Below are 21,201 nucleotides of genomic sequence, written 5' to 3'. Positions count from 1 at the left end.
AGGGGGGACCCTGTGGGAGAGTAGGACGCCGCCGAACAATCTTTGTGGGAAAGCCCCCTGACGGGATGTCAGGGGGCTTTTTCGCGTTCCCGGGAGCAACGGCCAGTGGAAGCCAGTAAGAGGGGTGGTGCTAGGTCCACCCCAAAGACGGGTGGCACGGCCAATGCGCCGACCGGCGGACCGCGGAGAGACTGGGGAGCGTTCTGGAACGGGGTTCGACTTCTCGGGGAGTGGTCTTGGCGACGACAGCGTGGTTCGATCGGGTGGCCTTCGGGCCCGAGTGGGGGGAGCGGGCTCGGGCGGCGGTGCGGGCCGGCGGGCAGGCCGTGGTGATGACGGCGGCGGCCGCGGTGGGGCTGGCGGTGCCGGTGCTGGCGGCGGTGTTCACGGGGGTGGTGGCGTTCCACCTCTTCAGCGGGGGGGCGTTGGTGCCGTACTGCCTGGCGGCGCTGAGCATGGCGCTGGTCTGGACGGTGTCGACGTACTGGTTCGTGCGGCACGGCGCGGCGTGGACGCGGCGGCGGGTGGAGCGGAGGGCGGCGCAGCCGTGGGTGGTGGTGTATTCGCCGAGGGAGACGCTGGAGCAGGATCCTCGTGGGTTCTGGTGGACGGGGCACTCGTACCACCGGGGGCACGAGGTGGCGCGGGCGGTGCAGTTCGTGCAGTGGGCCGTGCGCGATCCGCAGATCAGGCGGGAGGCGCTCTGGCTGGTGGCGAATCCGGCGGGGTTGCTGGTGCTGGTGCTGCCGTTCCTGGGGTTGGTGGCCGGGGGCGTCGTAAGTCTCTGGGCGGCGGGGTGGCTGCTGCACGACATGTTCGGGCAGCTCGGCGGCTACATGAAGGCCGTGGGCACGGGCCTGTTCGGGGTGGGGCTTGTGGTGGCCGGGCTGTCGGGGCTGCCGGCGGGGGTGCAGCGGCACGGCGTGTGGGCGTGCCGGGTGCTGGGGGACGGGCCGCGGCAGAGCCGGGCGCAGCTGACCGAGCGGGTGGCGCACCTCACGGAGACCCGGGCGGACGCGGTGGACGCGCAGGCGGCGGAGTTGCGGCGGATCGAGCGGGATCTGCACGACGGGGCGCAGGCGCGGCTGGTGACGATCGGATTGACGCTGGGGGCGGTCGAGCACCTGATGGGGACGGATCGGGAGGCGGCCATGGAGCTGCTGGCGGAGGCGCGGGAGGCGTCGGCGAAGGCCCTGCAGGAGTTGCGTGACCTGGTGCGGGGGATCCATCCGCCGGTGCTGGCGGAGCGCGGACTGCCGGACGCGGTGCGGGAGTTGGCGTTGACGGCGGTGGTGCCGACGGAGGTGACGGTGAGTCTGCCGGGGCGTCCGGAGGCGGCCTTGGAGACGGCGGTGTACTTCAGCGTGAGCGAGCTGCTGGCGAACGCGGCGAAGCACGCCCGGGCCCGGCACGCCTGGGTGGACGTGCTGTACCGGGCGGGCCGGCTGCGGGTGGTGGTGACGGACGACGGGCACGGGGGTGCGCGGATGGAGGCGGACGGCGGGCTGCGGGGGATCGAGAAGCGATTGGGTACGTTCGACGGAACGATCTCGCTCGACAGTCCGGTGGGCGGGCCGACCACGATCATGATGGAGCTGCCGTGCGCGTTGTCCTCGCCGAGGATCTCTACCTCCTCCGCCAAGGTCTGACACGGCTGTTGGAGATCCACGGGTTCACCATCGCGGCGGCGGTCGAGACCGGGCCGGATCTGCTGGCCGCGCTGCTGTCCGAGCGGCCGGACGTGGCGGTGGTGGACGTCCGGCTGCCGCCGACGCTGACGGACGAGGGGCTGCAGGCGGCGTTGGCGGCGCGGCGGGAGATCCCGGGGCTGCCGGTGCTGGTGCTGTCGCAGCACGTGCAGCAGTTGTACGCGCGCGAGCTGCTGGCGGACGGGACGGGCGGGGTGGGGTACCTGCTCAAGGACCGGGTCTTCAACGCCGACCAGTTCGTGGACGCGGTGCGGCGGGTGGCGGCCGGAGGGACGGCGATGGATCCGGACGTGATCGGCCGGCTCTTGCAGTCCAACGCGGGGTCGGGGCCGTTGCAGCGGCTGTCGCCACGGGAGCGGGAGGTGCTGGGGCTGATGGCGGAGGGCTGTTCGAACTCGGCGATCGCGGCGCGGCTGACGGTCAGTGACGGCGCGGTGGCCAAGCACATCGCCAACATCTTCGGGAAGTTGGAGCTGGCGCCGACGGAGGACGGCAACCGGCGGGTGCTGGCGGTGCTGGCGTACTTGAACGGTTCGGCGGAGCGGCTGGTGGACGGCTGAGCGCGGCCGTGGAGGGCCCGGCGCGCGGCTCGCAGGAGCAGGCGGAGGGGGAGAGGAGAGGGGAGGAGACGGGAGGAGACGGGAGGAAGCGGGCGGGCGGAGCCCGGAACGGGGGCGGCGGTGGTGCGTGCGGTGGTGTGGACCAGTGGAGGTGCGGTGGTGGTCCGGGCTGGCGACAGGGGGGAACGCCCGTACGAGTAGTATCCGGTGGGCCGAGTCTGTCGACGGCGTACCGGCATCGCGTCCTGACGCGGTGATGATGCGTGCGCCCCGGGGTGGGGACGTGTACTCGGCGGCTACAGGTCGTATACGGCAGCTGCCGAGTCCCAGGGGTTGATCAACGAATGGCACGTCCTTCCCTTACCCGCGCGCACCGGGCACTGCTGGGTGTGGTGGCCATCGGCGCGTGCGTGATCTCGGGCATCGGTTTCGCGGGGTCGTACAACTCGGTGCGGGACCTGGCGATGGAGAAGGGCTTCGGCGCCTTCTCCTACGCCTTCCCGATAGGCGTCGACGCGGGCATCGTGGTACTGCTCTCACTGGACCTGGTGTTGACCTGGCTGCGGATCCCGTTCCCGCTGCTACGGCAGACGGCCTGGCTGCTGACCGCGGCGACGATCGCGTTCAACGCGGCGGCGTCCTGGGGCGACGCGCTGGGCATGGCGATGCACGCGGTGATCCCGGTGCTGTTCGTGGTGGTGGTCGAGGCGTCCCGGCACGCGGTGGGGCGGATCGCGGCGATCACCGCAGACCGGCACATGGAGTCGGTGCGGCTGATGCGCTGGGTGCTGTCGCCGGTGCCGACGTTCCGGCTGTGGCGGCGGATGAAGCTGTGGGAGCTGCGCTCGTACGACGAGACGGTGCGGCTGGAGCAGAACCGGCTGGTGTACCGGGCGCAGCTGCGGTTCCGGTACGGGCGGGGCTGGCGGCGGTCGGCGCCGTTCCAGGCGCTGCTGCCGCTGAAGCTGGCGAAGTACGGCGTCCCGCTGGACCCGACGGTGCTGGACCGGATCGACGGTCCGCTGGTGGTGCCGGGCAGCGCGGCGGCGGTCGAGCAGTCGGCCCAGGCCGTTCCGGCCGTCCAGGCGGGGTCGTCGGCGCAGGCGGTGGCGTCGGGTCAGCCCGTCCAGACGGTGCGGGGCGGCGGGGTGACGCAGGCTCAGCAGCCGGCTCAGGTCCAGCGGCCGATCCAGGCGCAGGCCCAGGCCGCGGCGTCGGGTGCGCCGGAATCCCAGCCGCAGCCCCAGCCGGTGCCGCCGGTCTCGGCGGCGGTGGCGGTGCCGACGTTGGCGAAGCTGGCCGCGGTGCGGCTGCGCGACCAGCAGGACCCGGAGGCGGCGCAGGCCGCGCCGGTGATCGACTCGTCCGCGGAGCTGAACGTGTGGACGGCCCGTCCGGTGCGCTCGCACGTGGCGGAGCCCGACCAGGTGCACACGGCGCGGGTGCCGGGGCAGGCGTCGCCGTGGTTCAAGGCGCCGCGGCCGAGCGGTCCGGAGGAGGCGGTGACGGTCCGGCCGCAGCCGGGCTACCAGGTGTCGCGGGCCGAGGCGTACCCGGAGCAGGGTGGTGGCCCGGAGGAGTACCGGGCGGAGGAGTATCGTCCGGCGGCGAACGGGCACGGTCCGGCGGGGCGTCCGCAGGCGGTCCGGCAGCAGGTGCCGGTGGCGGAGGGCGCGGAGCCGATCCTGGTGCCCGGCCGGCCGATGCGGCTGGAGTCGATGATGGCCTCCGAGTCGGAACCGCTGCCGTTCGACGAGGGGGACGCCCCGGCGCGCCGTCCGATCGCGGGCGCGGGTCAGGTGCTGGACGCCAACGAGTGCTTCGACGCGCTGGTCAGCTACATGGAGGAGAACCAGCGGCACCCCGACGAGCGCCGCTTCGCGGAGTACCTGAGCCAGCGCGGCGTCCCGGGTTCGCGGCCGGACGGCGGCGTCACGGTGAAGGACGTCGAGAAGGTCTGGCAGGACCTCCAGGAGAGGTACATGGAGTCCGGTCGGGGCGAGTGACCTGGCGGCCTCCCGCGGGGGCCCGTTTGGAGAGACGTACAGCAGGTGCGACGGCCGTCCGCCGGTTCTTCCGGCCGGGCGGCCATTGACGGTTCCGCGGACCCGCCGTTACCTTCGCCTCAACAAATTGTTGAAGTCGCGCGGTGAGTGGAGGAGCCCCGGATGTCGCAGCCCGCCCAGGTCGATGCCGTCCAGCCCGTCTCGTTCTCGGACGCCGCCCTGGCGGCCGTCGAGGCGCTGCTCGCGCCGGTGGACGCCGAGTTGACGCGCCGTTACCCGGGCGAGCGCGGTTCCCGGCAGCCGGTGCACACCGTGTACGTGCCGGCCGACGCGTTCGGGGCGCACACCGTCCGGGAGTGGGGCGCGCAGGCGCTCGCCGCGTTCGACGAGCACGCCGGTACGCCCGGACGGCTCGCCGCGACGCTCGGGGTCGCGGACGACGCACTGCTGGCCGACGTGCACGCCCGGGTGCGGGCCAAGCTGGAGCGCGAGCCGATCGAGGACCTGCGGATCGACTTCGAGGACGGCTACGGCCCGCGCCCCGACGCCGAGGAGGACGCGGAGGCCGTCCGGGCCGCCCGCCTGGTGGCCGCGGCGGTCGCCGACGGCAGCGCCCCGCCGTACGTCGGCATCCGGATCAAGTGCCTGGAGGCCCCCGTCCGGGCCCGCGGCATCCGCACCCTGGAACTGTTCCTGGCCACCCTGGTGGCCGCGGGCGGGCTGCCGGACGGGCTGGTGCTGACCCTGCCGAAGGTCACCCACGCCGCCCAGGTCACCGCGCTGGTGCGGCTGCTGGAGGACTTCGAGCGGCGGGCCGGGCTGCCCGCCGGACGGATCGGGTTCGAGATCCAGATCGAGACCACCCAGGCGATCCTCGGCCCGGACGGCCGGGCCACCGTCGCGCTGCTGATCGGGGCGGCCGAGGGCCGCGCCACCGCGCTGCACTACGGCACCTTCGACTACAGCGCCGCCTGCGGGGTCAGCGCCGCCCACCAGAGCATGGACCACCCGGCCGCCGACCACGCCAAGGCCGTCATGCAGGCCGCCGCGGCCGGCACCGGCGTCCGGCTCTCCGACGGCTCCACCAACGTCGTCCCGACCGGCACCGCCGAGCAGGTGCACGCCGCCTGGCGGCTGCACCACGGCCTGGTCCGCCGCTCGCTGGCCCGCGCCTACTACCAGGGCTGGGACATGCACCCCGCCCACCTGCCCACCCGGTACGCCGCCGTCTACGCCTTCTACCGCGAGGGCCTGGCCGCGGCCTGCGCCCGGCTCGCCGCGTACGTCGCCAAGACCGGCGGCGACGTGCTGGACGAGCCCGCCACCGCCCGCGCGCTCAGCGGCTACGTGCTGCGCGGCCTGGACTGCGGCGCCGTCGACCCCGCCGAGGTCACCGGGCGCACCGGCCTGGACCGCGCCCGGCTGGACGCCCTGGCCGGACGCTGAGTCCGCCGCCGGACGGAGTCCAGCCGGACGGAGGCCCCCGGCGCACGGCATAGGCTGGGCGGGAGGACCGGCGCGGGACCGGGCGCCGAGACGAGACCGACAGCGGAGAGCACCAGCGCCATGGCGGAGCCGAGCCCCAAGCCGTACCTGACCGTCCGGGGCTCCGGCAGCCGCGAACTGGAGATCAAGAAGTCCCGGTTCATCTGCCACCTGGCCCGGGTCGCCGACGAGGACGAGGCGCAGGCGTTCGTCGCGGGCGTCCGCAAGCGGTACTGGGACGCCCGGCACAACTGCACGGCGTTCGTGGTCGGCGGCGAGCAGCCGCGCGAGCGCTCCAGCGACGACGGGGAGCCCGCCGGGACGGCCGGGGTGCCGATGCTGGAGGTGCTGCGGCGGCGCGGGGTGACCGACACCGCCGCCGTGGTGACCCGCTACTTCGGCGGGATCAAGCTGGGCGCGGGCGGCCTGGTGCGGGCGTACGGCGCGGCGGTGTCCGAGGCGCTGGACGAGGTCGGGCTGCTGGAGCGCCGGCCGGTCGTGCTGCTGTCGGTGGCCGTCGACCACACCCGGGCCGGGCGGCTGGAGAACGAGCTGCGGGCGGCCGGGTACGCGGTGGCCGGGCTGGAGTACCTGGCCGACGGGGTGCGGATCGAGGTCGGCGTGCCCGAACCGGCGACGGCGCAGTTCCACGCCTGGCTGGCCGAGGCGACCGGCGGCTCGGCCGCGGCCCGCCCGGCCGGGCGGACCTTCGTCGAGGTCGAGGTCTGACCGCCGACCGGGGGACGCCCGGCATTGATCGCGGACGGGCGGGTAGCAGAGGCGGCACGGACGGTGTTCCCGTTGCCGTCCGATGACACCCGATCGAAGGAAGCGGGGCCCGATCCGGAACTTCCGCTCCTGATCGCTTCGTCTCCTAGAGACACGACCGACGATTCGCCAACGACTCCGGGGAGGAGGACTCGCAGACCCCAGCACCGCACCACGGGAGGTTCCGCGCATGCCCACCGACCACGCCCAGCCACCGTACCGGCTGACGGCAGCGACACCCCGCCCGCACCACGACACCACCGCCCTCGTCGACCAACTCCTCGCCGAACAGCTGAAGTCCGAGGGCCACGAGGAGCCCGCGCCCCGCGAGCGGCAGGCGCCGCCCGAGCGACTACGCCTCGGCGACCGGGTCCTGCTGGACCGCGACGACGGCACGCTGCCCGGCCGCGGCCCCGGAGCCCGCTACAGCCGCCGCCGACTGCGCACGCCCGCCGTGCACGGCACCGACCAACTGACCCTCACCCTCGCCTCCGACACCGCCGACGGACCGACCCGGCTGCTCATCGAGGCCGAACACCTCCCCGCCGGCCCGACCGTCACCCCACCCGGGCGGGTGCCCGTCCCCGACCTGGTCCGCAGCCTGCTGCCCCTGCTCGACGCCGCCGAGGGCCCGGTGCCACTGGCCGTCGCGCCCCGGCTGCTGGCACCCGCCGACCTGGACGGCCTGATCGACGAACTCTGCGACCCGGAACGGCGGTTGCCCACCGTGGTGGCCAGCGTCCCGCCCGCCGTGCCGGTCGACCGCTGGCAGCAGCAGGTGCTCGACCCGCTGGTGCGCCAACTCCCCGGCCTGGCCTCGCTGTACGTGCTCGGGCACGGCGCGCTGCCCCGGTTCAACCTGGCCCTGGAGTACCACAAGGTGTACGGCGGCGCGGTCCGCACCTTCCTGCCCGAGGTCGACCCGGCCTCCCGGGCCGACGCCGCCCGCCACCCCGTCCTGCCGCGCGGCCGGATCGACGAGAACCCGCGCCGCGCCGCCGCCCTGCTGGCCCGCGAGCCGCGCCGGATCGCCGCCGAACTGCCGCTGCCCGCGCCGCTGGCCGCCGTCCCCGAACTCTGGCTGCCGCCCGAGGCGCGCAAGGCGCCCGCCCCGCCCCGGGCCGCGGTCGAACGCCCGCCGGTGCGGCTGGAGCGCTGCCGGCTGCGGATCGAGACCCCGCGCGAACCGCGCCGCGCCCGGTGCGGCACCGGTCCCGCCAGCTTCGGTGAACTCGTGGACCGATTCAGCGAGTTCGCGCTGCTGGAGTTCACCGGCGACAGCAAGGAGACGCTCGCCCTGGACGGCCAGAGCGAGGCCGACGGCTGGGCCAGGCTCACCTGGGACGGACTGACCGCGCTCCAGGAGTACGCGGACGCCGCCGTACGCGGCGAGGCCGGCGGCGACTTCAAGCAGTGGTGCGAGCACACCCCGCCCGGCTGCCACCGCTTCCCGCCGCGCAAGGCGGTCCGCGGCGAGTCCCGCACCGTCGCCAGCCACGGCAAGTGGAAGCGCCAGCGGATGCTGCCCGTCCCGCCCGACGTCGACTCCTCCTGCCGCGCGTTCATGGGCGCCCACCTGCGGATCGGCGGCGGCGGCACCGCCCCCCGGGTGCACTACCTGGACGACTGCTCCGGCAGCGGCCGGATCTACGTCGGCTACATCGGGCTGCACCTGACCAACACCCGCACCAACTGACCGCCCCGGGCGGGGGCCGGCGCCGCCCCGGCCCCCGCCCGGGGCGGTTCCCGCACCGCGCCCGCGCCCGCACCCGCGCCCGCACGGCGGACGGCCCCCGGCCCGGCCTGAGCGGACGTCAAGGGTCGGCCAAACCAACCGGGTTGGCTGACCCCGGAGCCCGAACGGGGGACAATGCTGCTCGGGCCCCGTCGCGGCGGCCCGCCGACGTGCGCCGGACGAGCAGGGGGAACCACCGCCGATGCAGCATCCAGCCGAGGGCAGCGCCGACGGCACCACCACGGTGCTCCAGCCCGGATTCCTCGCCTCGCTGTTCCACGAACTCGGCGCCGACGAGGACGAGGAGCCCACCGGGGCCCACCCCGAGCCCCCCGCCGGACCGCAGCCCCCCGAGCCCCCGGCCCAGCCCCCGGCCGGGCCCCCGGCCGGGCCGTCAGCCGGGCCGTCGGCCGCGGTGCCACCACAGCCCGGCCCGGCGGACGCGCCCGCCGACCCGGACGACCCGGTGGCCGCGCACGGCCGGGCCGCCGCGCTCACCCACCACCGCACCCTCGCCGTCCAGGCCGACCACCAGCGCCTGGCCGACCTGCTGCGCCGGGCCGCCCGGCCGGTCTCCGCGATGGACTTCGAGAGCCAGTTGCGCAGCTACCAGCCCAGGCCGTTCCCGGACGCCGGGCCCGGAACGGGCGAACCCGAGCCCGCCTGGGCCGACTTCGCGCCGCCCGAGCCCGCCGGCGCCGACCCCGAGCAGCCGCGCTCGCGCCGCCTGCTCGACTCCGGCTACCAGCGCGAACTCGCCCAGGCCCGGCTGCGCCACCAGCGCGCGCTGCGCGAGTGGCGCACCCGGCAGGCCGAACTCGCCGACAGCGGCGCGGTCGCCGCCCGGCAGGCCCACGAGGAGGCCGAACGGGCCCGGGCCCGGGCCGTCCAGGAGTACAACGACAGCCTGGAGGAGTGCCGCCGCGCCTACCGGCAGGCCGAGCCCGCCGCCGTCGAATCGCTGCTGGAACGGGCCCTGGCCGCCGCCGAGGGCGCCACCCAGGACCTGCCCGCCCCCTGCCACGCCGTCTTCCGCGCCCTCACCCGCACCGCCGTCCTCGACCTCGACCTGCCGCCGCTGGACACCGTCCCCGCGCTCTCCGGCTACCGGCTCACCGAGACCGGCGCGGTCGAACCCGTGCCCCGCCCCGCCGCCGACGTCCGCACCGACTACCTGCGGCTGGCCGCCCGGCTCGCGCTGCGCGCCCTGCAGGCCGCCGACGCCGTCGACACCGAACAGGTGCTGTCCGGCGTCGTCCTGAACGGCTGGCTGCGCCTCCCCGGCCGGCCCGCGCGGTGCCTGCTCAGCGTCGACGCCGACCGGGACGCGCTGGCCCGCACCCGGCTGGTCCCCGACGCCGGGCACCTGGGCGACGGCGGCGCGGACGGCGGCGTCTACGCGGAGGCCGAGCACGACGAGTCGCTGCTGCGGCTGCGCGCCCTGGCCGCCGTGATCACCCCCGACCCGTACGCGGACGAGGCGGTGCTGCCCTGGGGCAGCGCGTCCTCCGCGGTGCCCGCGCTGGGCGAGCTGTCGCCCGGCGAGTTCGCCCGGCTGGTGCGCGCCGTCCTCACCGCGGGCGGCCTGCGGGACTGGAGCGTCCGGCTGCGCGGCCCGGCCGGCCTGGTCGCCACCGCCGAGGGCGAACCCGGCAGCCGGCTGCCCGGCCGCTGGGTGGTGTGGGCCTCCCGCGGCCCCGGCCCCGTCACCGCCGAGGAGATCGCGACCCTCGCCGAGGCGGTCCGCGAGGAGGGCGCCGACCGCGGCCTGCGGATGACCTGCGGCCGGTTCACCGACGAGGCGCTCGACCTCACCGGCGAGGAGCGCTACCAGCGCATCCACCTGATGGACGGCCCCGGCATCCGCGAACTCGCCCGCACCCACCTGGAGCTGCCGCTCACCCTGTGAGGCCGGTGGGAACCCGCCGGTTCGCCCGGCGGACGGCCGGACGGGCTGTCAGGCTGGGGGAGTGGAGAACCGATTCCCCGGCCACCGGCCCGACCGGAGCCCGACCGCACCGACGACCGGGCGGGCGGCCGAGCACGACCGCGAACTGGCGATGACCGAGATGTACGGCGAGTGCGGGCTGCTGCGCGAACTCGCCGAGTCCGCCGGCGTCCGCCTCGACGACACCGTCGAGTCGCTGACCGCCCTGGACCAGCTGCTGCCCCGCTGGCGCGACGACCGGCAGGTCTCCCAGTGGCTCGGCACCGACGCCGGGCTCTACCTCGGCACGGTGATCCGCCGCCGGGTCCCCGACGCCCGCTGGCGGCTCGCCGCCGACGGGCGGCCCCTGATGGTGCTCGGCACCGGCTTCGAACTCGACGCCACCGCGATCGGCCGCGACTGGGCCGAGCAGGGCGCGCCGCAGCTCGCCGCGGTCTACCGGGCCGCGAGCGACGACTGACGGCGGCGGGGCCGGCGGGGACGCCTCGGCCGTCCGGGGGTCGGTCCGACAGCTGATCCGGCGTCACCCCGACGGGCCGTCCGGGCGGCGCGCCGTCGCCCGGGCCCGCAGGCTGGTCGCAGGGCCCGGCACCGTCCGGCCCGGGCCGGACGGACTGGATGCCCGTGGGCAGCGGTCAGCACAGCCGTCCGGCCCCCGGCAGCGTGACGGGGGAGGCCGAAACTGACCGCCGTGCTGGTCGCCGCGGGCGCGTTCCTGATGACCCTGATCGGCGGGTTCGCCGCCCAGCGCACCGGGGACCGCCGCCACCTCGTGCTCGGCCTCGCCGCCGGACTGATGCTCGGCGTGGTCGCCTTCGACCTGCTGCCCGAGGCGCTGGAACAGGCCCCGCAGGAGGTCCACGGCGTCCCCGCGGCACTGCTGATGTTCGCCGCCGGGTTCCTCGCCATCCACGTGGTCGAACGCTCCGTCGCCATCCACCGCAGCCACGAGGGCGAGTACGCCGCGCACAGCCACGGGCACGCGCACGGCCACGCGCACGGGCACGCGCACGGGCCGGGGGAGCGGCAGCGCGAGCAGGGCGTCGGGATCGCGGCGGCCTCCGCGCTGGTCCTGCACAGCGTGATGGACGGCTTCGCGATCGGCGCCGCGTTCCAGGCCGGGACGACGGTCGGCACGGTCGTCGCCATCGCCGTCGTCGCGCACGACTTCGCGGACGGCTTCAACACGTACACCCTCACCCGGCTGTACGGGAACAACCGGCGGCGGGCCCTCGCGCTGCTGTTCGCCGACGCGCTCGCGCCCGTCACCGGGGCCGGGATCACGCTGCTGTTCACCATCCCGGAACAGCTGCTCGGGCTCTACCTCGGCTTCTTCGGCGGCTTCCTGATGTACCTGGCGACCTCCGACATCCTGCCCGAGGCCCACAGCCCGCACCCGTCGAAGGGCACGTTGGTGTGCACGCTGCTGGGGGTGGGGTTCATGTGGTTGGTGGTGGGTTTGGCGTGACGGTGGAGGGCGGGGGTGCCTCCGGCGGGGTGGGGGGCGGGGAGGGGCGGGCACGTTGGTGTGCACGCTGCTGGGGGTGGGGTTCATGTGGTTGGTGGTGGGTTTGGCGTGACGGTGGAGGGCGGGGGTGCCTTCGGCGGGGTGGGGGGCGGGGAGGGGCGGGCACGTTGGTGTGCACGCTGCTGGGGGTGGGGTTCACGTGGCTGGTGGTGGGGTTGGCGTAGGAGGTCGGCGGTTCAGCTCTCGGCCAGGGCGTTCCAGTGGTGGCGCAGGGCGGTGAGGGTGGCGGTGACGGCGGGGCGGCGGGAGGTCTGGGTGCGCCAGAGGGCGTAGACGCGGCGGACGGGTTCGGGGGTGACGGGGCGGGCGGTGGTGCCGGGCGGGAGGGGGCCGCGGCCCAGACGGGGGATCAGGCCGAGGCCCAGGCCGGCGGCGATCAGGGCGAGCTGGGTCTGGAACTCGCCGACCCGGTGGGCGACGTCCGGTTCCTCGCCGGTCTCCCGCATGGTGCGCAGCAGCCAGTCGTGGCAGATGTTGCCGGGCGGCACGCTGATCCAGCGCTGACCGCGCAGCGCCGGCACCGGGACGGCGTCCAGCGCGGCCAGCGGGTGCCCGGCGGGCAGCAGCAGGTCGACCGGGTCCTCCCCGAGGTCGAGCCGGTCGAGGCCGTCCTGCACCGGCAGCGGGACGGTCTCCCAGTCCTGCACGACCGCCAGATCGACCTCGCCGCGGGCCACCAGCTCGGCCGCCGGGTAGGGGTCGCTCTCCAGCAGTCGAACGTCCAACTCGGGGCAGGTGGTGTGCAGTTCGGCGAGGACGACGGGCAGCAGGCCGCGGGCCGCGGTGGGGAAGGCGGCCACCAGCAGCCGTCCGGCGGCCCGGCCGCGCTGCTCCTCCAGCGTCACCTCGGCCTGTTCGACCAGGGCCAGGACGCGCTGCGCGGTGTCCGCGAGCTGCCGGGCGGCGTCGGTCAACTGGACGCCCCGGCCCTGGCGTTCGAGCAGGACGGTGCGGGTCTCGCGTTCTAGTTTGGCGATCTGCTGGGAGATCGCGGACGGGGTGAAGCCGAGGGCCGCGGCGGCCCCGCCGACCGAGCCGTGCACGGCGACCGCGTGCAGGGCGCGCAGGCGTCCCAGATCCATCATGCAGCGATGCTAAACGATGGGGTTGAGGAATCGTCGCTGGTGCTGAACGGTCGGTGCGGGGGATGCTCGGGGCATGCCGCCCTCCTCCGCCATGCCGCCCCGTCACATCGCCCTGGCCGTGCTGGTCGCCGCCGTCTGGGGCCTGAACTTCGTGCTGATCGAGGTCGGTCTGCACGACTTCCCGCCGCTGCTGTTCTGCGCGCTGCGGTTCGCCGTGGTGGCGCTGCCCGCGGTGTTCCTGGTCGGCCCGCCGCGGGTGGCGTGGCGGTGGGTGCTGGGGGTCGGGCTGGCGCTCGGGGTGGTGAAGTTCGGGCTGCTGTTCCTCGGCATGCACGCCGGGATGCCGGCCGGGCTGTCCTCGCTGGTGCTGCAGGGGCAGGCCGGGTTCACCGCGCTGTTCGCCGCCGGACTGCTGGGCGAGCGGCCGGCCCGGCTGCGGGTGGTCGGGCTGGTGGTGGCGTTCGCCGGGATCGCGCTGGCCGCCGTCGACCGGGGCGCGGGCGGCCCGGTGGGGGCGTTCGCGCTGGTGATCGGCGCGGCGGTGGCCTGGGGCCTGGCCAACGTGCTGACCCGCCGGGCCGCCCCGCCGGACGCGCTGCGCTGGATGGTGTGGGTCTCCGCGGTGCCGCCGCTGCCGCTGCTGGGGCTGTCACTGCTGGTCGAGGGCCCGGACGCGGACCTGGCCGCGCTGCGCGGGATCAGCTGGTCGGGCGTCGGGGTGGTGCTGTACGTCGGCCTGGTGTCCACGCTGTTCGCGTTCGTCGCCTGGAGCCACCTGCTGCGCCGCTACGACGCCTCGGTGGTGGCCCCGTACTCGCTGCTGGTGCCGGTGTTCGGGATGTCCTCGGCGGCGCTGCTGCTCGGCGAGCGGTTCGGCCTGCCGGCCGGGGCGGCGACGGTGCTGGTGATCGCCGGGATCGGGCTGGGGGCGGTTCCCGCTACGGGGTGGGACCGGCTTCGTAGGCTTCCTCGGCGTGCCGCAGCGCCCGCAGCAGGGCGTCCTGCTCGGCAGGGCTGACCGGGCCGAAGTACTCCTGGGCGACCTCGTGCCGGACCCGGGAGATCCGCTCCAGCGCGCCGTGCCCGTCCTCGGTGAGCACCAGCCGCACCGCGCGGCGGTCGGCCGGGTCGGGGGTGCGGGCGACCAGGCCGGCCTCCTCCAGGGCGTCGACCACGGTGGTGGCGGAGCGCGGGGCGATGTGCAGCCGCTCGGCGAGTTCGCTCAGCCGCATGGTCTCGGCGCTCTCGCAGCCGGGCGCGTGGGCGAGGGTGCGCAGGGCCCGGCCCTGGGCGGGGGTGATGCCGTACGGCTCCAGCCGCTGCATGGTCCGCCGGCGGATCCGCTTCATCGCCCGGGTGAGCGCGTCGGCGAGTTCCGCTGCGGTGTCGGCGGGGCCGGGGGAGGTCATGGGCACAGGGTAGCGGGCGGGTCGGGGCCGGTACGGAGGGTGACCGATCTCGCCTCGATAACATGTTGAGCTTGGCTCAGCAATCGAGTAGCTTAGGGCAGCCTAAGTCATCCGAGTCGTCCGAGTCATTCGTGTCCGCAGTTCGCAAGGAGTCCGTCATGGCCCGCTCCACCGCCCGCGTCAGCACCGACCGCCCCGCCCGCTACGCCAAGCAGCTCGCCGCCCACATGGGCCGCAAGGTCCCCGCCGAGTGGTCGGAGGAGACCGGCCGCGGCTCGCTCGCCTTCGGTGCCGGTCGGGCCGAGCTCACCGCCGAGGAGGGCGCGCTGCTGCTCGCCGTCGAGGGCGCCGAGGAGAGCCTCGACCAGCTGGAGGACGTGGTCGGCCGCCACCTGGTCCGCTTCGGCACCCGCGACGAGCTGGTCGTCGCCTGGCAGCGCGAGAGCGGCGCGGCCGGCACCGTCCAGCGCCTCACCGCCGAGGAGGGCTGACCGGCCCCGGCCGTGGGAGTCCTGGCGGGGCGTCAGGTGCGCGGGCGTCAGGTGCGCGGGCGTTCGGGGAGCAGGCGCGGCAGCAGCAGGTGCAGCCCGAGCAGCAGCAGACCGGCCAGGCACCAGCTGGCCAGCACGTCCAGCAGCCAGTGGAAGTCGCTCCACACCAGGCCCGCCCCCACGCCCAGGCAGACCAGCGAGGCCAGCGCGCCCACCCGCCGCCCGGCCGCCACCGACAGCACCCGGGCCAGCAGCAGCGCCGCCGTCCCGTACGCGATCGACGAGGTCGCGGTGTGCCCCGACGGGTACCAGCCCCACTGGGACCCGGCCAGCGGCACCCCGTACGGGCCCGGGCGGGCGAACCAGACCTTCGCGGGCACCACCAGCAGCGGGATCAGCACCGCGGCCGCCACCGCCACCGGCACCGGCACCCACCAGCGCGGACGCCCGCCGCGCCGGGCCAGCCAGGCCGCCAGGCCCGCGCACCCCAGCAGCACCGGGACCGCGACCGTCCCGCCGCCCAGGTCGGACAGCGCCACGCCCAGGTGGTTCAGCAGCGGCGAGCCGATCGCCCGGCGGACGTGCCGCACCCCGTCGCGCACCGCCGTGTCGACCCCCAGCAGCGGCCCGTCCACCGCTACCTGCCAGGAGACCGCGGCCAGCAGCACCGCCAGCGCCGCCGCCAGGACGGCGAAAATCGGCCGCCCCGGAGCAGGGGGGAGAGCTCCGGGGCGGCCAAGGTGATCGCCGCGCCGTGCGGCCCGGGGGGTGTGGGCGGGACGGCCGGTCGATCGTTCATGGGCGTCCGCCTCAGCGGCGGACGGGGTTGTGGGCAGTGCGTGCGGTTCGCTGTCCATCTGTGATGACAGTACGTCAAAGCCGGGTCCCGGAAGGGCGGACCGGCCAGCATCCACAGCATCTTCACCACCGGTGGAGCAACCTCCACCCGTGCGGCGGAACCCGCCGGGGCCGGCCCCGGCGGGTTCCGCGAACGACCGGGGTCAGGCGTCGGCGAAGGCCGACTCCAGGATGTCCAGGCCCTCGGTCAGCAGGTGCTCCGGGATCACCAGCGGCGGCAGGAAGCGCAGCACGTTGCCGTAGGTGCCGGCGGTCAGCACCACCAGGCCCTCCGCGTGGCACGCCTTCGCGATCGCCGCGGTCACCTCCGGGTTCGGCTCCTTGCCGCCCGGCTTCACCAGCTCCACCGCGACCATCGCGCCGCGGCCGCGGACCTCGCCGATCACGTCGTACTTCTCCTGCATGGCCCGCAGCCGGCCCAGCATGACCTCGCCGATCCGGCGCGCCTTGCCGTTCAGGTCCTCGGACTTCATGGTCTCGATCGCGCCCAGCGCGGCCGCGCAGGCCACCGGGTTGCCGCCGTAGGTGCCGCCCAGGCCGCCCGAGTGCGCCGCGTCCATGATCTCGGCCCGGCCGGTCACCGCCGCCAGCGGCAGGCCGCCGGCGATGCCCTTCGCGGTGGTGATCAGGTCCGGGACGATGCCCTCGTCCTCGCACGCGAACCACTCGCCGGTGCGGCAGAAACCGGTCTGGATCTCGTCCGCCACGAACACGATCCCGTTCGCCTTCGCGAACTCCACGATCGCCGGCAGGAAGCCCTTGGCCGGCTCGATGAAGCCGCCCTCGCCCTGGATCGGCTCGATGATGATCGCCGCGACGTTCTCCGCGCCGATCTGCTTGGTGATGACCTCGATCGCCTGCGCGGCGGCCTCGGCGGCGCAGTTCTCCGCGCCGGTCAGCCAGCGGTACGGGTACGCCACCGGGACGCGGTGGATCTCCGGCGCGAACGGGCCGAAGCCCTGCTTGTACGGCATGTTCTTCGCGGTCAGGCCCATGGTCAGGTTGGTCCGGCCGTGGTAGCCGTGGTCGAACACCACCACGGCGGTCCGCTTGGTGTAGGCGCGGGCGATCTTCACCGCGTTCTCCACCGCCTCGGCGCCCGAGTTGAACAGCGCGGTGCGCTTGTCGTGGTCGCCCGGGGTCAGCTCGTTCAGCTGCTCCGCCACCGCCACGTAGCCCTCGTACGGGGTCACCATGAAACAGGTGTGCGTGAACGCGGCCAGCTGCTCGGTCGCCCGCGCCACCACCGCGGCGGCGCTGTTGCCCACGTTCGTCACGGCGATGCCCGAACCGAAGTCGATCAGGCTGTTGCCGTCCACGTCCTCCAGCACGCCGCCGCCGGCCCGCGACACGTACACCGGCAGCGTGGTGCCCACGCCCGCCGGCACCGCGCCGAGCTTGCGCGACTGCAGCTCCTGCGACTTCGGGCCGGGGATCGCGGTGACCAGGCGGCGCTCCTGCGGGAGCGGAGTTGCAGCGCTCATCTGTCTTCTCCAAGTTCTTGACGCGGTACCCGCAGGCTACGACCGGCCCCGCGGCCCGGGCATGCGCCACTCGGTACTGCTGGGCCGCCCGAATTGTCCGACGCGGCCAGTGGCCGAAGATCGGCTGCGCGCCCGCGCACTCCACTACATTGGCCCCCGGGTGTGTCGGTGGGACGGCGATGCGGGTATGGCACCGCCGGCAACGTAGGAGGGGCCCGAAGTGGAACTGAACGACGCGAGAACCCGACACACCCATCCCCATCTCCCCCCGCCCCGCGCCCCCTTCCACCTCCCCACCTGGGCCACCGCCCCCCGCCCCGAGGCCGCCCCCGGCATCTACCGGCAGCACCACACCCCGCACGACCCGAAGGCCGCCGAACAGGCGGGGACCCCGGCGGGGCCGCTGCTGCTGCGGGCGGCGCTGAACCTGCTGGTGGCCCTCGTCCTGTGGCCGTACACGGTCGAGGCCGAGGTGTTCCTGATCCAGACGTTCGGCCTGGACACCCGCCTCCCCAGCGTGCTCATCAACTCGCTCGCCCTGGTGCTGGGGACGATCGCCGCGGTCCCGCTGATCTGGATCTTCGGTCGGATGGGCCATTGGACCGAGGTGTGGCGCCGCTGGATCGCCCCCGTGCTCTCCCGCACCGTCACCGAGGTCCCCACCGAGCCCGAGGAGGCCGCCCCCGCCGTCGACGTCTGGGCCGAGCTGCGGCCGGCCGGGGACGCGGTGCGCCGGCTGGAGGGGGAGCCGGTCGGGGACGTGGACTACGTGCGGCTGCACCAGGCGTGGCGGACGGTGGGCGGGGACCCGGTCGCGTGGCGGGAGTTCGCCGCGCAGGTGGCGGCCCGGGGCGCGGCGGCGTGCGCGCACCCGTCCGAGCAGCGGGACCTGCCGGGCGGGCGGACGGCGCGGCACGACCTGCTGGTGCGCCAGGTGCGGCTGGGCACGGCGCAGGACGTGCCGAAGAATCCGGTGACGCACCGGAACGCCGGCTTCGCGCTGGACCCGCGGGTGCTGGGCACCTCGCTGCTGGCGGTCGGCCCGGCCGGCACCGGCAAGACCGCCTCGCTGGCCCGCCCGGTCGCCGAGGCGCTGTGCCTGCAGGCGCTGGCGGGCGCGGCCTGCGCGGTGGTGGTCGGCGCGGCCGACGCGGACCTCGGGCCGGACGACTGGTACGACGTGGTGATCGCCCCCGGAGACCCGGACGCCCCGTACGGCCTGGACCTGTACGGTGCGGCGCCGCACTCGGACGAGGCGGCGGCCCGGCTGGCCGACGCGCTGCTGCCGGACGAGCTGGCGCCGCGCGCGGAGAGCGCCCGGGCCGCGATGCAGCAGGTAGTCGGGCCGTACCGGGCGGCGTGCGGCGGCTACCCGGGGGTGCGGGCGCTGCGGGCGCTGCTGGCGGGGGACGCGGAGGGCTGGGCGGAGCTCGCCGAGCGGCTGCGGAAGTCGGGGCGGTGGCCGGAGTTCGAGGCGGACCTGCAGCAGCGCGAGCGGATGCACGGCCGGGCCGACGACCCGGGCGCGCTGCTGGCGGACCGGCTCGCGCTGCTGGACCGGCCCGCGCTGGCGGCCGGGTTCTCCGGCGGCCCGGACGCCAAGCCGGCGTTCGCGATGCGCGCCCTGGAGCACCCGCTGCGGGTGCGGGTGAAGCTGCCCGAGCGCAGCCACCCGGAGGCCGCCCGGATCCTGTCGCGGCTGCTGCTGGGCCAGTTCACCCAGGCCGCCGCCGACCGCCGGGACCGCGAGCTGTTCGCCGGGATGGTGCTGGACGACGCCACCGCCGCCGTCGACGCGCAGGCGATCCGCGGCGTCCAGCGGCTGCGCGGGGCCAACGCCGGGGTGCTGCTGCTGCTGCGCACGCTGTCCGACCTGCCGGAGGCGCTGCGCGCGCCGCTGTTCGGCGCGGTCGGCAACCGGATGGCGTTCCCCGGCATCGCGCCCTGGGACGGCCGGCTGTTCTCCGAGGCGTGGGGCACCCACCTGGTCCGGGAGACCGCCGTCACGCACGTCCCGGACACCTCGGGAGGAACGGTTCGCCGGGCCGGCCGGCTGCTGCGCAAGGCGCTGTCCGGCACCACCGCGCAGACCGAGTCGGTCACCACCCGGGACGTCGAGCGGCACCGCTGGTCGCCGTCCGACCTGGCGCACGCGCTGCCGTCCGGGCACGCGGTGATCTCGCTGACCTCGGTGACGGGGGAGCAGGTGCCGCCGCTGCTGGTCGACCTGCGGCACTGAGCCCGGCCGGCCGGCCGGCCAGCCGGCCACGAGAGCATTTGGGTCACGAAAGCTACGGACCGGCGGATTCCGGCGCCCCGGCTTGTCCGGAGCGTCCATAATGGGAGGAGAACCCTCACTCGCCCGGCCGCAACGGCGCGGCCAGGTCGAACCACCGAAGGTGCCATGCCCCCCACTCTCGCCTCCGTCGTCCGGACCTCCGCGCTCCACCTGACGGTGCTGGCCGGCGCGGACCACCTGGAGCGACCCGTCCGCTGGGTCCACACCAGCGAGTTGGACGACCCCACCCCGTTCCTCGAGGGCGGCGAGCTGCTCCTCACCACCGGCATCAAGCTGGGCAGGAGCGCCGCCAAGCTGCAGGCGTACGTGCACCGGCTGGCCGACGCGGGCGTGGTCGGCCTCGGGCTGGGCGTGGGCCTCTCGCACAGCGAGGTGCCGCAGGCCCTGGTGGAGGCCGCCGCCCAGCGCGGGCTGCCGCTGCTGCGGGTGCCCGAGGCGACGCCGTTCATCGCGATCTCCAAGACCGTCTCGGCCGCGCTGGCCGCCGAGCAGTACGAGGCCGTCACCACCAGCTTCGAGGCGCAGGAGGAGCTGACCCGGGCCGCGCTCGGCAAGGACGGCACCACCGCGATCGTGCGCCGCCTGGCGGCCCGGCTGGGCGGCTGGGCCGCGCTGTACGACGGCTCCGGCGCGCTGTCCGCGGTCGCCCCGGACTGGGCCGCCCGCCGGGCCGGTCGGCTGGCCGCCGAGGTGGACCGGCTGCGCCGCCGCCCCGCCCCGTCCAGCGCCGCCCTGCAGGGCCGGGCCGGGACGATCGACACCGCCGACGAGGACTACGTGGTGGTCCAGTCGCTGGGCGCCGACCGCCGCCCGCGCGGCTTCCTCGCGGTCGGCACCGAGGACCGGATCACCCCGACCGAGCGGTACGTGCTGAACGCCGCCGTCGCGCTGCTCACCCTCACCCTGGAGCGCTCGCGCGAGCTGCGGCAGGCCGAGGAGAAGATGGGCGCCGCGCTGCTGCGGATGGTGCTGGCCGGAGAGGTCGGCACCGCCCGGCAGGTCGCCACCGGGCTGTTCGGCGGCCTGCCCGAGGGCACCGTCCGGGTGCTGGTGGCCGCCGCCGGGCCCGGCCCGGAGGCGGCGGAGGCGCTCGGCGAGCTGGGCGACCGGGCCGAGAACGCGGGCGGCAAGGTCGGCGAGAAGCTGCTGGTGGCCCGCGAGGACGGCGCGCACGGGCCGCGGCTGACGGTGCTCGCGCTGGACAACGGCTCGGCGCACCGGGCCTGCCTGGGCGCCGTCGAGGAGCACGAGGGCCTGGCGCTGGGCGTCTCCGCCCCCGCCGCGCTGGAGGACGCCGGCACCGCGCACGCCCAGGCCGAACGGGCCCTGGCGGTCGCCCAGCGCGGCGGCCGCCGCACCGTCGACCACGAGGAGGTCGGCGCCGGCTCGCTGCTGCCGCTGCTCGGCGAGGAGGCCGTCACCGCCTTCGCCGAGGGCCTGCTGCGCCCGCTGCGCGAGCACGACCGCACCGCCCGCGGCGACCTGGTCGCCTCGCTGCGCGCCTGGCTCTCCCGGCACGGCCAGTGGGACGCCGCCGCGGCCGACCTGGGCGTGCACCGGCACACGCTGCGCTACCGGATGCGGCGGGTCGAGGAGCTGCTCGGGCGCTCGCTGGACGACACCGACGTCCGGATGGAGCTGTGGCTGGCGCTGCGCTCCGGCGAGGACTGACCGGGGGCGGGCGAGGGGCGGGCGGAGCGCGGACGGGGGCGGGCGCGCACCCGGACGGCCGTGTCCGCGGCGTACTAATCGGACCTGACTTTTCGTCCCGTCCGTCCAATCGGAAACCCGCTTCCCTCCCCCTACCGTGAAGGCGACAAGTCTTCGAGGGAAGGG

17 protein-coding genes are annotated in these 21,201 nt (G+C 75.4%); 13 read left to right on the top strand and 4 right to left on the bottom strand.

The window, feature by feature from the left end; genetic code table 11:
• Positions 1-236 precede the first annotated feature (236 nt).
• The 9 genes from ACIP60_RS36725 (at position 237) to ACIP60_RS36685 (ending at position 11,679) form a co-directional block, all read left to right on the top strand.
• Positions 237-1,649 (top strand): sensor histidine kinase, encoded by a 1,413-nt coding sequence (locus ACIP60_RS36725; protein ID WP_400693475.1) that lies wholly within the window; start codon positions 237-239, stop codon positions 1,647-1,649.
• Complete coding sequence (locus ACIP60_RS36720; protein WP_400693472.1) at positions 1,601-2,269, top strand: LuxR C-terminal-related transcriptional regulator; 669 nt, start codon at positions 1,601-1,603, stop codon at positions 2,267-2,269. Before ACIP60_RS36725 ends, ACIP60_RS36720 begins: the two co-directional genes overlap by 49 nt.
• Positions 2,270-2,613: 344 nt before the next feature.
• Positions 2,614-4,275, top strand: a complete 1,662-nt coding sequence (locus tag ACIP60_RS36715; protein ID WP_400693470.1) for a DUF2637 domain-containing protein — start codon at positions 2,614-2,616, stop codon at positions 4,273-4,275.
• A 162-nt stretch (positions 4,276-4,437) separates the two neighbouring features.
• Positions 4,438-5,721, top strand: coding sequence for a DUF6986 family protein (locus ACIP60_RS36710; RefSeq protein ID WP_400693467.1), 1,284 nt, complete (start codon positions 4,438-4,440; stop codon positions 5,719-5,721).
• 120 nt (positions 5,722-5,841) lie between these two features.
• The gene (locus ACIP60_RS36705; RefSeq protein WP_400693464.1) at positions 5,842-6,489 is read left to right on the top strand and encodes a YigZ family protein; all 648 of its coding nucleotides are present in this window, start codon (positions 5,842-5,844) and stop codon (positions 6,487-6,489) included.
• A gap of 229 nt (positions 6,490-6,718) precedes the next feature.
• Positions 6,719-8,224 carry a hypothetical protein gene (locus ACIP60_RS36700; protein WP_400693461.1) on the top strand — a complete coding sequence of 502 codons (1,506 nt, stop codon included), beginning with the start codon at positions 6,719-6,721 and terminating at the stop codon, positions 8,222-8,224.
• Between the two features lie 241 nt (positions 8,225-8,465).
• Positions 8,466-10,172 (top strand): restriction endonuclease, encoded by a 1,707-nt coding sequence (locus ACIP60_RS36695; RefSeq protein ID WP_400693459.1) that lies wholly within the window; start codon positions 8,466-8,468, stop codon positions 10,170-10,172.
• A gap of 61 nt (positions 10,173-10,233) precedes the next feature.
• Entirely contained in the window at positions 10,234-10,671 is a 438-nt protein-coding gene (locus tag ACIP60_RS36690; RefSeq protein ID WP_400693456.1) for a DUF6278 family protein, read from the top strand.
• Positions 10,672-10,929: 258 nt separating this feature from the next.
• Positions 10,930-11,679, top strand: a complete 750-nt coding sequence (locus ACIP60_RS36685; protein ID WP_400693484.1) for a ZIP family metal transporter — start codon at positions 10,930-10,932, stop codon at positions 11,677-11,679.
• A gap of 236 nt (positions 11,680-11,915) precedes the next feature.
• Here the strand turns inward: ACIP60_RS36685 and ACIP60_RS36680 are convergent, their stop codons facing one another.
• Positions 11,916-12,824 (bottom strand): LysR family transcriptional regulator, encoded by a 909-nt coding sequence (locus tag ACIP60_RS36680; RefSeq protein ID WP_400693453.1) that lies wholly within the window; start codon positions 12,822-12,824, stop codon positions 11,916-11,918.
• A gap of 91 nt (positions 12,825-12,915) precedes the next feature.
• Here ACIP60_RS36680 and ACIP60_RS36675 point away from each other — a divergent pair, with 91 nt between their 5' ends.
• Positions 12,916-13,842 carry an EamA family transporter gene (locus ACIP60_RS36675; RefSeq protein WP_400693481.1) on the top strand — a complete coding sequence of 309 codons (927 nt, stop codon included), beginning with the start codon at positions 12,916-12,918 and terminating at the stop codon, positions 13,840-13,842.
• Here the strand turns inward: ACIP60_RS36675 and ACIP60_RS36670 are convergent.
• The gene (locus tag ACIP60_RS36670; RefSeq protein WP_100840471.1) at positions 13,763-14,233 is read right to left on the bottom strand and encodes a MarR family winged helix-turn-helix transcriptional regulator; all 471 of its coding nucleotides are present in this window, start codon (positions 14,231-14,233) and stop codon (positions 13,763-13,765) included. The genes ACIP60_RS36675 and ACIP60_RS36670 overlap by 80 nt on opposite strands.
• 158 nt (positions 14,234-14,391) lie before the next feature.
• Here ACIP60_RS36670 and ACIP60_RS36665 point away from each other — a divergent pair, with 158 nt between their 5' ends.
• Complete coding sequence (locus ACIP60_RS36665) at positions 14,392-14,724, top strand: DUF2218 domain-containing protein (RefSeq protein WP_400693450.1); 333 nt, start codon at positions 14,392-14,394, stop codon at positions 14,722-14,724.
• A gap of 47 nt (positions 14,725-14,771) precedes the next feature.
• On the opposite strand, the gene ACIP60_RS36660 is transcribed toward ACIP60_RS36665, so the two are convergent.
• Both ACIP60_RS36660 and gabT read right to left on the bottom strand, forming a co-directional pair.
• Positions 14,772-15,392 carry a phosphatase PAP2 family protein gene (locus ACIP60_RS36660; protein WP_400693448.1) on the bottom strand — a complete coding sequence of 207 codons (621 nt, stop codon included), beginning with the start codon at positions 15,390-15,392 and terminating at the stop codon, positions 14,772-14,774.
• Between the two features lie 333 nt (positions 15,393-15,725).
• Positions 15,726-17,066 (bottom strand): 4-aminobutyrate--2-oxoglutarate transaminase, encoded by a 1,341-nt coding sequence (gene gabT / locus ACIP60_RS36655; protein ID WP_400693445.1) that lies wholly within the window; start codon positions 17,064-17,066, stop codon positions 15,726-15,728.
• Positions 17,067-17,286: 220 nt separating this feature from the next.
• Here gabT and ACIP60_RS36650 point away from each other — a divergent pair, with 220 nt between their 5' ends.
• Together ACIP60_RS36650 and ACIP60_RS36645 are read left to right on the top strand one after the other, a co-directional pair.
• Positions 17,287-19,305, top strand: a complete 2,019-nt coding sequence (locus tag ACIP60_RS36650) for an ATP-binding protein (RefSeq protein ID WP_400693442.1) — start codon at positions 17,287-17,289, stop codon at positions 19,303-19,305.
• A gap of 165 nt (positions 19,306-19,470) precedes the next feature.
• Positions 19,471-21,036 (top strand): PucR family transcriptional regulator, encoded by a 1,566-nt coding sequence (locus tag ACIP60_RS36645; protein WP_400693440.1) that lies wholly within the window; start codon positions 19,471-19,473, stop codon positions 21,034-21,036.
• The last annotated feature ends 165 nt before the right edge of the window (positions 21,037-21,201 follow it).

The sequence above is a fragment of the Kitasatospora sp. NPDC088783 genome (genome assembly GCF_044750705.1).
Taxonomy (GTDB): Bacteria; Actinomycetota; Actinomycetes; order Streptomycetales; family Streptomycetaceae; genus Kitasatospora; species Kitasatospora fiedleri.
This window is presented reverse-complemented; position numbering and strand designations above follow the sequence as displayed.

Excerpts from the sequence above, each read along its gene's own strand:
- ACIP60_RS36715 (WP_400693470.1), top strand. The coding sequence starts at position 2,614 with ATGGCACGTCCTTCCCTTACCCGCGCGCACCGGGCACTGCTGGGTGTG.
- ACIP60_RS36710 (WP_400693467.1), top strand. The coding sequence starts at position 4,438 with ATGTCGCAGCCCGCCCAGGTCGATGCCGTCCAGCCCGTCTCGTTCTCG.
- ACIP60_RS36705 (WP_400693464.1), top strand. The coding sequence starts at position 5,842 with ATGGCGGAGCCGAGCCCCAAGCCGTACCTGACCGTCCGGGGCTCCGGC.
- ACIP60_RS36700 (WP_400693461.1), top strand. The coding sequence starts at position 6,719 with ATGCCCACCGACCACGCCCAGCCACCGTACCGGCTGACGGCAGCGACA.
- ACIP60_RS36695 (WP_400693459.1), top strand. The coding sequence starts at position 8,466 with ATGCAGCATCCAGCCGAGGGCAGCGCCGACGGCACCACCACGGTGCTC.
- ACIP60_RS36685 (WP_400693484.1), top strand. The coding sequence starts at position 10,930 with ATGACCCTGATCGGCGGGTTCGCCGCCCAGCGCACCGGGGACCGCCGC.
- ACIP60_RS36680 (WP_400693453.1), bottom strand. The coding sequence starts at position 12,824 with ATGATGGATCTGGGACGCCTGCGCGCCCTGCACGCGGTCGCCGTGCAC.
- ACIP60_RS36675 (WP_400693481.1), top strand. The coding sequence starts at position 12,916 with ATGCCGCCCCGTCACATCGCCCTGGCCGTGCTGGTCGCCGCCGTCTGG.
- ACIP60_RS36670 (WP_100840471.1), bottom strand. The coding sequence starts at position 14,233 with ATGACCTCCCCCGGCCCCGCCGACACCGCAGCGGAACTCGCCGACGCG.
- ACIP60_RS36665 (WP_400693450.1), top strand. The coding sequence starts at position 14,392 with ATGGCCCGCTCCACCGCCCGCGTCAGCACCGACCGCCCCGCCCGCTAC.
- gabT (WP_400693445.1), bottom strand. The coding sequence starts at position 17,066 with ATGAGCGCTGCAACTCCGCTCCCGCAGGAGCGCCGCCTGGTCACCGCG.
- ACIP60_RS36645 (WP_400693440.1), top strand. The coding sequence starts at position 19,471 with ATGCCCCCCACTCTCGCCTCCGTCGTCCGGACCTCCGCGCTCCACCTG.